Here is a 10,999-nt window from a genome sequence, read left to right as displayed (position 1 = left end):
GCGACGGTCCGAACTGGAGTGCCGCAGCGGAGACTCCCGACCACGGGAGGCGGATCGACCTCGCTCGGCGGGTCGGTCCCGAGGCGAGCTGGCCGGAGTCCGTCCCGGCGGCGCAGCCCTAGCCTGCCGCAGGAGACGATCGGTCCTCGATGGACACCTGATGAGAACCGTCGGCGGCGAGGTGTTCCTGCTCCAGTGCCTCGCTGTGGGACAACAGTTCCGCGTAGTCGATGGCGGCGCCCCGCAGGAGGGTCTCGATGACCTGCTCGGCGCTCTCGTCGTCCAGGTGTCTGCCGAAGAGCGCGCGGTAGTGGGCGAAGGAGGCGATGACGTCGAGAAGCTGCTCGACGTCGACGTCTCGACGCACGTCGCCCCGATCGACGGCGCGCAGGAGCGTCTCTCGCACGGCCTTGCGGGAGGGTTCGATCACCGATCGCAGGTAGCGGTCGTGCAGCTCGGGGTCCTGGATGCACTCGGCGTACAGGGCACTGAACGCGTCCGGCCGGATGGTGCGGTAGGCGGTGAGGAACAGGGTGAGGCTCTCGCCGAGGTCGCACAGCGTGCACCCGGTGTCCGGCGGCGCGGGGACGTCCAGCCTGCTCTCGATGGCCGCGAGCACCAGTGCCGCCCGACCCGGCCTGCGCCGGTAGATCGCGGGTCGTGAGGTCCCGGCACGACGCGCGACCTCGCCGAGGCTGACCCCCAGGTAGCCGCGCTCCTCGAGCAGTTCCAGCGTGGCTGCGGTCACGGCGGTGTCGATATGCGCATCCCTGGGCCGCCCGGCCGGTCGGCCTGCTACACCGTGCGCGTTCCCCTCGGGCGTCTCCCCGCCGCGCTCCAGCTCTCGGTGTGCCTCCGCCCGGTGCTCCTCCGCCATGCGGACAGGCTACTACCGACCATTACGAGTCGTCCCGTAACGAATCAGGCCACCACGGCGCCCTCGCATGGGTTACATTACGACACGTAACGTATGTCGACGCAGGAGATCTCCATGTCGTTGATCCGCCGGGCCTCGTCCGTGCCCGAACGCGGGGAAGACCTCGGCTCCCCACGCGGTTCCAGGACGGCCGCGGCGATGACCGCCGGAGCTGCCGAGTCCCCCGACCGACTCGCCGGACGACCGACGAGCAGCACCCAGCAGAAGGAGCCGACCCGATGAACGTCCAGAACCCCGTGCCGCCGGAGACGGCCCCGGACCGACCCGTCCGGGCCACCGCCAAGGAGTGGGCCGGACTGATCCTGCTGGCGCTGCCGATGACGGCGCTGGCGACCGATCTGACGGTGCTGTTCTTCGCCCTGCCCGCGCTCAGCGCCGATCTCGAACCCAGCGCCACGCAGCTGTTATGGATCACCCACGTCTACGGCTTCCTCATCGCAGGCTTCCTCGTCACCGCTGGCCGGGTGGGCGACCGGGTCGGTCCCCGTCGCCTGTTGTTGATCGGGTCCGCCGCCTTCGGCGTGCTCTCCGTGGTGGCGGCCTTCTCCACCAGCGCCGAGATGCTCATCGCCGCGCGCGCCGCCCTCGGCATCGCGGGAGCCACCCTGATGCCGTCGCTGTTCTCCCTGCTCCGCACCATGTTCCACGACGAGAAGCAGCGGCGGCTGGCCATCGCGATCATGTTCAGCACCTTCACCGTCGGTGGTGCGGTCGGCCCGGTGCTCGGCGGGGCACTCCTGGAATCCTTCTGGTGGGGCTCGGTATTCCTCATCAACGTCCCGCCCATCGTCCTGCTCCTGGTCGGCGGCACGATGCTGCTGCCAGAGCGCGTCGAGCGCGATCACTCCCGCATCGACCTGGTCAGCGTGGTCCTGTCGGTGAGCGGGATGCTGGCCATCGTCTACGGCCTCCAAGAGCTCGCCGCAGGCCACGAGACCGGCGGCGGCACGCTATGGCTCGCGCTGCTGAGCACCGCCGCGGGCATCGGCGTCATGAGCCTGTTCGTCCGCAGGCAACGACGCATCGAGGCGCCGTTGTTCGACCTGGCGCTGCTGACGAGTCGGCGCATGGCGGTCTCGCTGACGACGCTGCTGCTGATGGGCGTCAGCGTGACCGGGCTGTTCTACCTGTTCACCCAGTACCTCCAGTGGGTCGGCGGACTCTCTCCGCTGCACGCCGGACTGTGGACCCTGCCCTTCATCGTGCTCAACATCGCCGGAGCCATGCTGGCGCCCGGCCTCGCCGAGCGCCTGCGGCCTGCGGTGGTCGCGGCGGCGGGGATCTTCATCGCCGCCGTCGGCGCAGGCTGCCTGCTCGTCATCGCCGCCGGTTCGGACCCGTCGCTCGTCCTGACCGTGGCGGCGATCTCGATCGTCGGCCTCGGTCAGGGCGTTGCCGGTGCACTGCTCAGCGACCTGATCATCTCCAGCGCCTCGATCGAGAAGACCGGCTCCGCAGCCTCCGCTCAGGAGGTCGGAGGCGAGGCGGGCTCGGCACTGGGCATCGCCGCGGGCGGCGTGGTCGCGATCCTCGCCTACCGTCACGCACTGTCCGACACTCCCGCAGCCGTTCCCGAGACCGCCGCCGAGGCCGCCAGAGCGGGCGTCCACGAGGGGGTCGCCGTCGCCGAGGATCTGCCCGCCGGAGGTTCGGAGCTGCTCGGCGCCGTTCACGAGGCGGTCGGCCTGGGTGTACAGGTCTATGCCGGAATCGCCTGCGTCCTCCTGGCGGCGACCGGGGCGTTCCTGGTCGCCACGCTCGTCAGGCAGCGCGCCCCGGCCTGAACCGGCGTGCTTCCGACTCCCCGCCGCAGCGTCTCGGCGCACTCCGCACCAGAGTGCTCGACGTCGCACGCCTGCATGCCGTGGGCCGCATCCGGTCGGCGATGCCTCGGCTCCCGGTGTGCTGCCCACACCGGGACGCCCGGGGCGTGGTCGGGCCCGACAGCCGAGTCCGGAACTGCCGACCGTGCGGCTCGCGGCCGTACCTCGCGGCCGCCGGGCGACCGCTTCCCGCCGGGCGGTCGTCCGGTCCCCGGCCCGTTCCTCGGCTCCGCCCCGGACGGGCTCCGATCGGCCGGTCGATCGACGCAGCGGCAGCCGACCTCTCACAGCCAGTCGTGTTCGCGTGCGTACCGCGCCGCATCGTGGCGGGTCCGGGTCTGGGTCTTCTGCATGGCGCTGGAGAGGTAGTTGCGCACCGTGCCCTCGGCCAGGCGGAGCCGGCCGGCGATGGCGGCCGCCGAGTACCCCTCGCCGGTCTCCCGCAGGACGTCGAGCTCGCGATCGGTGAGCGGGCAGTCGTCGACGACGGCCGACGCGGAGACGTCCGGGTCGATCCATCGCCTGCCGCCGTGCAGGGTGGCGACGACCGAGGCGATGTGCGCCGGTTCCGCCGACTTGCTGACGAAGCCCTGGACCCCGAGTTTCAACGCCTTGCGGAGCACTCCCGGCTTGGCATGGCGGGTCAGCATGAGGATCACCTGGTCCGGTTGCACCCGGCGGATCGCCGCGACGGCGCCGAGTCCGTCCACGCCGGGCATCTCCAGATCGATGACCAGTACATCGGGCCGATGCCGAATCGTCGCCTCGACGGCCGTCTCGCCGTCCTCCGCCTCGGCGAGCACGGTGATGTCGCCTTCGAGCGGGAGCAGCGCGGCCAGTGCCTTCCGGAGCAGGGCCTCGTCGTCGGCCAGGACCACCGTCGTCATCAGCCGTCCTCCCGCCCTTCGGGGCGAAGATGCGGAAACGCCGCAGCCGTCAGGAACCGGCCGTCCTTCTGCTCCACCGTCAGCTCGCCTCCGTCGCCCGCCAGTCGATCTCTGAGGGTAGAGAGCCCGCTGAGGTCCGGCAGGGGAGCCTCCGGCGCACCGTCGTTGCGGATGGCGATCCCCGCCTCCGACAGAGTGATCCGCACGTCTCTGGCCTGCGCATGCCGCAGGATGTTCGTCGTCGTCTCACGGAGGACCTGGCCGAGCAGTTCGTTGGCGCGCTCGTCGACCTCGCCCTCCCGGACCACGCGTACCCGGATGCCTGCGGCCTCGAAGAGGTTCTTCGCGTTCTCCAGCTCTGCGGACAGGTTGAGCCGCCGCTGCGCGTAGGCGAGTTCCCTGGTCTGGGTGATGGTGTCGGCGACCAGGGCGTGCACCTCGCGCAGTTCCTCCTCCGCGCGATCGACGTCGATGCGTACCAGCTTCTGGGCCAGCGCGACCTTCAGCTTCACCACATGCAGGGTGTGACCCTGGATGTCGTGCAGATCGCTGGCGAAGCGGATGCGCTCCCTAGCGACCGCGATCTCGCCTTCCCGATCTCGCGCCTCCTCCACCTCGGTGAAGAGTTCATAGAATGCCCGGTTGGCGGCCATGAAGCCGATCGCCAGCACGGTAATCCCCACCGGGAAGCCGACGTTGCCGACCAGTTCTCGGACCACGTCGTCCGGAGACCGCACCACCGTCAGCGCGCCCACGACGCCGACGAAGGCGGCCAGCACCAGGGTGGCCAGGCCCCGGCGGCGAGGCAGCGCCGAGACGACCAACGGCCCCACGATGGTGAGGCCGTAGAACGCGCCGAGGGAGACGTCGTCGCCGACCGACGCCCCGTAGACCCACACTGCCGCGGTGACGAGCAGGCACGGGATCGCGACGCGAGCGAGATCGTCCACTGCCCACCGCAGCGCCGCCACCAGCCCCGCCGCCGCACCCAGACTCAGCACGACGGCGTTCATCCAGGTCTGGGCGAACACCGCCACCAGCAGCGCGCCCACAGGACCGAGGACCACGAGCAGGCCGACGACGTTCAGCCTGCGCAGCCGTCGCCTCGGCGGATCGATGTGCTCGGACATCGCGGATGTCTCTCCCTGGTTCGGCCTCACCGGTCCTCGTCCTGCCGCCTGCTCTTCATCCCGAGCAGCGAGAGCGCGAAGCCGCTGAGCACGGTGACGAACGCGGCGGCCCACATGGTCCACTCTTCGGCCTCGAACCACGGCCCCAGCTCCGCCGGGAACAGATCAAGGCCGCCGTAATAGAGGAGGAATGCCACGCACACCAGGCCGAAGACGATCACGTTGATCGTCAGCAGGATGCGCAGGGGGCGGGTCTCCATGGGTGGCTCCGAGATCGGATGACGGGGTCTGCCCGCGCAGTATCGCCCCGACGCCGTCGGAGTCACCAGTGACACCACGTCATGTCTGACCCCGAAGAAATGTCATGGCGAGTCATGACGCAGCTCCACTGCCGATCAGACGCTGCCACGACTGAAATGAACGGCATGCACACCACACCGGTCATCGACGTCGAACGGCTGAATCTCACCTACGGCGACTTCCACGCCGTGAAGGATCTCTCCTTTCAGGTACGGCGCGGCGAACTCTACGCACTGCTCGGCACGAACGGAGCGGGAAAGACCTCCACCTTGGAGATCATCGAGGGCCACCGCAAAGCCACCTCCGGCACCGTACGGGTATTCGGCAGGAGTCCGCAGGACCGGCGCGCCGTGCGCCCCAAGATGGGCGTGATGCTGCAGGAGAGCGGATTCGCACCGGACCTGACGGTGCAGGAGACGGTCTGGCTGATCGGAAGGCTCACCCAGCGCACGGACACCGTCGAGCGGGTGCTCGGCATCGTCGACCTCACCCGGAAGGCGAGCACCAAGGTGTCGCAGCTCTCCGGTGGCGAGAAGCGACGGCTGGACTTCGCCACCGCGGTGTACGGAACGCCGGAGCTGATCTTCCTGGACGAGCCCACCACCGGCCTGGACATCCAGTCGCGGGACGACCTGTGGGACGCGGTGGACAGACTGCGCGAAGACGGAACCACCATCGTCCTGACCACGCATTACCTGGAAGAGGCCCAGCAGCGCGCCGACCGCATCGGCCTCATGCACCAGGGGGCCTTCCATCAGGAGGGAACCGTCTCCGAGCTGACGCGGACGCTGCCCGCCGTCATCCGGTTCGTCCTGCCCGGCGACGCTCCCGTGCTCCAACTGCCGCTGCCTGCCACGCGGGAGGGCGACGGACGGTTCCTCATCAAGACCCCCGACCGGCAGCGGGATCTGTACCTCCTGCTCCGTTGGGCACACGAGCACGCGGTGGAGCTTCGGGATCTCGAAGCGGGCCCGACCGGGCTCGACGACGTCTTCCGCGCCATCGGCAGCGACTAGAACTCTCTTCGCACTCTCGCAGAAAAGGATCTCCCCATGCTCGCGATCGCTCGCAGCGAACTGATTCAGATCTTCCGCAATCGTTCCGTGCTACTCACCATCTTCCTCGTCCCGGTGGCGATGGCGGCATTCTTCATCTATCAGCATGAGATCTTCGAGAGCATCGGCGGCGGTCTCGGCGTCATCGCGGCTCTCCTGGTCTTCTATGTAGCGGGATTCGGGCTCTACACCACGGCGGTGACCACGCTCGCCTCGCGTCGCCAGAATCTCTTCCTCAAGCGGCTGCGGTCCACCTCGGCAGGCGACGCGGGCATTCTGTCCGGCCTGCTGCTCCCGGTGACCGCCATCTCGCTGATCCAGGCCGCCCTGGTCCTGATCGTGCTGGGCGTGGTCGCCGGGGCGCCCGCCGACATCCCCCTCCTGGTGGTGGCCGTCCTCTCGGTGGTGGTCATGATGGTCGGCCTGGGACTGGCCACGGCGGGAGTCACCAACTCCCCGGAGCACGCCCAGGTGACCACGCTGCCCATCGGCGTCGGCACCATCGCCCTCGCCAGCTGGGTGGGCTTCAGCGGCACCGAGGACCTCACGCTGCTCAAGCGGCTGTTGCCGGGCGGCTCAGCCGCCGAGCTGGTCGTCAACGGCTGGAACGGCGGCGTACCACTGTCGGACTCCCTGCTCCTGCTCGTCCCCACGACGGCCTGGGTCGTGGTCTCCGTCGTCCTGGCCGCACTGTTCTTCCGCTGGGAGCCGCGTCGCTGACGAGACTTCTCCGCGAGCGACTCGGCCCTGGCCGAGTCGCTCGGAGGGGGTCCGCAGCCGCTCAGGCTCTCCGACGGTCCTGTTCTCGCAGTGAACCGCAACCAACGGGCTTGCGGATCTGTCAGGACGCGGACTCGGATTCCACGCCCTGTCGGATGCCCTCGAGAGTGGCCGTCATCATCGGGTCCATGGTGGAGTCGAGGAAGGACTCCACGCTGGAACGCAGCACACCCGCCGTCGGCAGCAGCGAGTAGGTCCAGTTCACTCGGGTTCCGTCGCCCTCGGGAAGATAGGTGAACTCCGCGACACCGTGCCGGACGGCGATCCGCTGGGCGGGCCGGGTGAACCCCCACACCATGTACTGGAACCGCTCTTCGGTGTCGACCAGCATCTCCTCGGCAAGGTAGTGCCCGTCCTCGAACTCCACGCGACGACGAAAACCCGCCCGCTGTCCAGTCTCCTCACTGCCTGCCAATGGGGTCGTACCGATGACTGCCGGCTCGCCCTCATCGAAGTCGACGAGGTCTTCGAGAGTGATCGCCGGATCGTTGACCCAGGCATGGACGGCCGCTGGTGTCGCATCGACGAAGACCGAATGCGTGCGCGAGACATAGCCGTCCTCCTGGAGCTCAGGGCGCTCGCCCCGATAACTCGGCGGGCTGAGCGGCGGGGTGAGGAACCACGCGGCAGCAGCCAGCGCGACGGTGAGTGCCGAACCGGTGATGAGCAGCCTGCGACGACGCATAGTGCGAGCCATGAAGTCTCTCCGTTCCCGAGGTTGACAGTGTCAACCCTAGAAAGGCGAGGTTGACGCTGTCAACTTCCGACCGGTTCCGCGAGAATGGACTGACATCGACCTCGACTCGGCCGTCTCGCACGGATGCGGTGCCGCACGCAGGGGCACGCCGGCTCTGCCATGCTTGACGGCCGAAACTCCCGGGTCACGCAGTCGGTGCGACCGCCCCCTCGTTCCCAGATCGGATGTGACCGCACGATGCCGAGCACTCGCGAGGTTCTGCTCACCGCTGCCACCCGGCTGATCGACGAGGGCGGCGCTGGTGCGGTGACCCTGCGGGAGGTCGGCCGCCTCGCCGGGGTGTCCCATAACGCGCCCTACAAGCACTTCGCACACAAAGAGGCGCTGCTGGCCGCCGTCGCAGCCCGAGAGCTTGAGGTGTACGCGAATCTGCTGGAACCACAGGATGGCCGATCAGCCACCCTGGAGGGTGCGCTGGAGGACTACCTCGACAGGGCGATGCGTCATCCCGAGCGATTCAGACTGGTGTATCAGCGCTGGACCGTCGTCTCCGACGAGCTGGGAGCGGCCGCCGCGCACGCGACGACCGCCCTGGACGCACTCATCGCCGTCGGACAGCGGGAAGGCCGAATTCCCGGCGATTCCCCCGCTCGCCCCGCCGATCTGCTGCGCGCCCTCACCCACGGAGCGATCGAACTGACCCTTACCGGACATCTCGGCAAACGCGGTGATGGCCGGACGCCACGGGATCTCGTCGCCGATCTCCTCGAACTCATGGGACCTTCACGAACCTGAGCGGCTCGTCGAGCAGTGCCCCGAGAACCCATCCCCCACGCCAGGACGTGACCGTCGTCGCCGCCGGATCAAGGCCGGTATGGCTCCGGATGATCCTGCCGTCCTCGGTCAGTTCGAGCAGGGCACCGGGAAGAGGATCGCCGTTCAGCAGGTCCGCAGGCAGTCGCACTGCGACATGGCGGGCGACCACCGACGGGAGGATCACCTCGTCGAGTGCCTCGACGCGCTCGTACGTCGCCAGGATCAACCGGCCGTCGGAGTCACGGGTGAAGCCGTCGGAGATGCCCGGAACGTTGTCGAGGAACACCTCTGCCGTTCCGACCCGGTCTCCCCCGATCCAGAGGCGGGTCACGCGGTAGCGCGTCGACTCCCCGACCAGAACGGACTGTTCGTCTTCGGCGAGGACGATCCCGTTGGGGAAGTACAGACCCTCGGCAATCACCCGGATCTCGGTCGTGACCGGGTCGTAGGCCAGCACGCGCCCCTGAGGTCGGCCTTCGAGGAAGTCGTAGAGCGAATACGATGCGCGCGCGCCCAGCGTCGTCGGCGTGTACTTCCCGTTCGAGTCGGTCAGGTACACGATGCCGTCGGAGGCGACAGCGAGGTCGTTGGCGGATCGGAGCGGCTCTCCACCAGCCGAGTCCGCCAGAAGACGCACCTCCCCGGCAGGGGTCACGGCCTGGAGACCGATGCCCTGGTTCGCAACCAGAAGCTCCCCCGACGCGGCGAACTGGAGTCCGAGCGGCCTGCCGCCGACCTCGGCGAAGGTCTCGATCTGCCCCGCATCGGGGTCGACGCGCAGAATGCGCCCATCCCGGGTGCTGACGTAGAGACGCTCATCGGCATCGACCGCGACGTCCTCCGGCCCGTTGAGGTCCTCATCGACGAGGACGCCGACATCGGTGCCGATCGCAGCCCGCGATTCCGCGGGAACAAGGGCAGGCGGAACCCAGGTCACCGGTTCGAACGGCTCGACAGGCGGGGGCACGAGGAGAAGGAACGCCGCCAGCGCGAGGAACGGAACCGCCACCACCCCGGCGAGGACGGCCCACCACCCGCGTCTCCCCGCGATCACCGGGTCACCTCGGCGCGGGCTTCGCCCTGCGGCGTCCGCGCTCCGAGCACGACGGCCAGGATCATGCAGACCGCCGCAATCACCATGGTGGGCACGCCCTCGGCTGCCGCATCGCGCGCCACGTAGGAGAAGGAGGCCGTGGTGACGACACCTGCGGCGAAGGCATAGGCGATCGTCAACCCTCGGCGCGCGAAACGGGCGGGCAGCAATGCCGAACCGGCGAGCAGACCGATGAGGACGAGGTCGGGGACGAAGAAGAGATGGTGGATTCCCCACCGATCCGGACGCATCACGGCGGTCAGTGTCGCGACGGCCACGACGAAGGCGATCCCACGCGCAAGGAGGACGGTCATCGGTCGCTCCGTCCGCTGCGCGCACTGCGGAGCAGCTCGACGAAGACGTACGCGCCGAGGAACACGATGCAGAAGGCGTCGAACCACACACTGAACGCCGCGAGATCGGCCCGCAGGCTCGCGTCAGGCAACAACAGACCGAGGAACACAGACTTCGTGAGGATCGCGGCCGACGCGACGACGACCCGTACCGAAGGCCGGAACGCAGCCCACACGAGCCCCGCACCGAGGACGAGTTGCAGCACTCCACGGTGCTGCAACAGCCCGACGATCATCGGGTCCCGCGACGCCACACCATAGGTCCAGGTGAGGACGCCGGGGTCGATCAGAGCGAAGACCGGAGTCGCGGTGATGCATCCGAGAACGACGAACACGGCCGTCATCACGGCAGAGCGCACACGTGGTGCAGAAGCGGGCATGATTCGCCTTCCAATCGTCAGCAGTACTGACGATCAGCTTAGCTGACGAATCGTGCGCGCCGCGCTCCCGTCAACAGCGGGGTGCCCGCGCGGCGAAGAGCGCGCCCAACAGCGTGGTCAGCTGCTGTTGCTGCGTCGGGGAGAGGGGTTCGAGGAAGTCAGCCTCCGCAGCCCTGAGGTCGCGCGCCGCCGCCGCGAGCAGCCCCGCGCCCGCCTCGGTCGCCGACACGGCCAGCCTGCGTCGATCGGAGGGGTTGCGCCGCCGCGCCACGAGCTGCCGTTCCTCGAGGCGGTCGACGACGGCGACCATCGTCGTCCTGTCCAATCCGCTCAGCCCGACGAGTTCCGCCTGCGAACGTGACTCGGTGCCGAGGAGCGCCAGCACCCGCAGCTCCCGCGCCCGGACGTCATACGGCCGCAGCGTCTCCTCAATCACACGATCAGCGCCGATGCCGAGGCGGTGCAACAGGAAGCCGGTCGACTCCGAGAACACGCCCAGCTCACTCATCTGACCTCCTTGGCGACGTTCGGCGTCGATGCCGTCCATCGTTTCACGCCACCAAGGAGAACCGCTGACCAGGCGCCGTCCAAGACGGTCCGAACAGGGAGTCGCGGTGATCTTGCCCCGAGCTGTGTGCCACCGGTGGACTGAGCGCTACCGCGCCGTCAGCCGGCCCACGGGGCGGGCGCTGTCGTGAACTCGACGCCCGCCCCGTGGTGGCCACTCGCGCAGGCCACCGCAACCCCG

Annotated in this window: 14 protein-coding genes; 5 read left to right on the top strand and 9 right to left on the bottom strand. The window is 68.8% G+C overall.

The window, feature by feature from the left end; genetic code table 11:
• Positions 1 to 118 precede the first annotated feature (118 nt).
• A complete protein-coding gene (locus tag UA74_RS05515) occupies positions 119 to 877 on the bottom strand; it encodes a TetR/AcrR family transcriptional regulator (RefSeq protein WP_083682948.1) in 759 nt (252 codons plus the stop codon).
• A 114-nt stretch (positions 878 to 991) separates the two neighbouring features.
• On the opposite strand from UA74_RS05515, the gene UA74_RS05510 reads away from it, so the two are divergent.
• A complete protein-coding gene (locus UA74_RS05510; protein ID WP_157442167.1) occupies positions 992 to 1,159 on the top strand; it encodes a hypothetical protein in 168 nt (55 codons plus the stop codon).
• Positions 1,156 to 2,721, top strand: a complete 1,566-nt coding sequence (locus tag UA74_RS05505) for an MFS transporter (protein ID WP_075763948.1) — start codon at positions 1,156 to 1,158, stop codon at positions 2,719 to 2,721. The genes UA74_RS05510 and UA74_RS05505 overlap by 4 nt, the downstream gene beginning before the upstream one ends.
• 323 nt (positions 2,722 to 3,044) lie before the next feature.
• On the opposite strand, the gene UA74_RS05500 is transcribed toward UA74_RS05505, so the two are convergent.
• From UA74_RS05500 to UA74_RS05490, 3 genes are read right to left on the bottom strand one after another with little or no spacing between them, the layout of a single operon-like run.
• Positions 3,045 to 3,647 carry a response regulator transcription factor gene (locus tag UA74_RS05500; protein ID WP_075739320.1) on the bottom strand — a complete coding sequence of 201 codons (603 nt, stop codon included), beginning with the start codon at positions 3,645 to 3,647 and terminating at the stop codon, positions 3,045 to 3,047.
• Complete coding sequence (locus tag UA74_RS05495) at positions 3,647 to 4,777, bottom strand: sensor histidine kinase (protein ID WP_075739319.1); 1,131 nt, start codon at positions 4,775 to 4,777, stop codon at positions 3,647 to 3,649. The genes UA74_RS05500 and UA74_RS05495 overlap by 1 nt, the downstream gene beginning before the upstream one ends.
• Before the next feature lie 26 nt (positions 4,778 to 4,803).
• Positions 4,804 to 5,037 (bottom strand): hypothetical protein, encoded by a 234-nt coding sequence (locus UA74_RS05490; RefSeq protein ID WP_075739318.1) that lies wholly within the window; start codon positions 5,035 to 5,037, stop codon positions 4,804 to 4,806.
• 165 nt (positions 5,038 to 5,202) lie between these two features.
• Between UA74_RS05490 and UA74_RS05485 the strand changes: the two genes are divergently transcribed.
• A complete protein-coding gene (locus UA74_RS05485) occupies positions 5,203 to 6,093 on the top strand; it encodes an ABC transporter ATP-binding protein (RefSeq protein ID WP_075743443.1) in 891 nt (296 codons plus the stop codon).
• 36 nt (positions 6,094 to 6,129) lie between these two features.
• The gene (locus tag UA74_RS05480) at positions 6,130 to 6,852 is read left to right on the top strand and encodes an ABC transporter permease (protein WP_075739317.1); all 723 of its coding nucleotides are present in this window, start codon (positions 6,130 to 6,132) and stop codon (positions 6,850 to 6,852) included.
• Between the two features lie 121 nt (positions 6,853 to 6,973).
• On the opposite strand, the gene UA74_RS05475 is transcribed toward UA74_RS05480, so the two are convergent.
• Positions 6,974 to 7,609, bottom strand: coding sequence for an SRPBCC family protein (locus UA74_RS05475; RefSeq protein WP_083682947.1), 636 nt, complete (start codon positions 7,607 to 7,609; stop codon positions 6,974 to 6,976).
• 237 nt (positions 7,610 to 7,846) lie between these two features.
• Between UA74_RS05475 and UA74_RS05470 the strand changes: the two genes are divergently transcribed.
• The gene (locus UA74_RS05470; RefSeq protein ID WP_075739315.1) at positions 7,847 to 8,404 is read left to right on the top strand and encodes a TetR/AcrR family transcriptional regulator; all 558 of its coding nucleotides are present in this window, start codon (positions 7,847 to 7,849) and stop codon (positions 8,402 to 8,404) included.
• On the opposite strand, the gene UA74_RS05465 is transcribed toward UA74_RS05470, so the two are convergent.
• The 4 genes from UA74_RS05465 to UA74_RS05450 all read right to left on the bottom strand — a co-directional run bounded on the left by UA74_RS05465 (position 8,382) and on the right by UA74_RS05450 (position 10,759).
• The gene (locus tag UA74_RS05465; RefSeq protein ID WP_075739314.1) at positions 8,382 to 9,479 is read right to left on the bottom strand and encodes an SMP-30/gluconolactonase/LRE family protein; all 1,098 of its coding nucleotides are present in this window, start codon (positions 9,477 to 9,479) and stop codon (positions 8,382 to 8,384) included. The two genes, UA74_RS05470 and UA74_RS05465, sit on opposite strands and share 23 nt — an antisense overlap.
• Complete coding sequence (locus UA74_RS32680; RefSeq protein WP_075739313.1) at positions 9,476 to 9,832, bottom strand: hypothetical protein; 357 nt, start codon at positions 9,830 to 9,832, stop codon at positions 9,476 to 9,478. Before UA74_RS32680 ends, UA74_RS05465 begins: the two co-directional genes overlap by 4 nt.
• A complete protein-coding gene (locus UA74_RS05455; protein ID WP_075743442.1) occupies positions 9,829 to 10,215 on the bottom strand; it encodes a hypothetical protein in 387 nt (128 codons plus the stop codon). The genes UA74_RS32680 and UA74_RS05455 overlap by 4 nt, the downstream gene beginning before the upstream one ends.
• 106 nt (positions 10,216 to 10,321) lie before the next feature.
• Positions 10,322 to 10,759, bottom strand: coding sequence for a MarR family transcriptional regulator (locus UA74_RS05450; protein WP_075739312.1), 438 nt, complete (start codon positions 10,757 to 10,759; stop codon positions 10,322 to 10,324).
• Positions 10,760 to 10,999 lie beyond the last annotated feature (240 nt).

Source organism: Actinoalloteichus fjordicus, from assembly GCF_001941625.1.
Taxonomy (GTDB): domain Bacteria; phylum Actinomycetota; class Actinomycetes; order Mycobacteriales; family Pseudonocardiaceae; genus Actinoalloteichus_A; species Actinoalloteichus_A fjordicus.
This window is presented reverse-complemented; position numbering and strand designations above follow the sequence as displayed.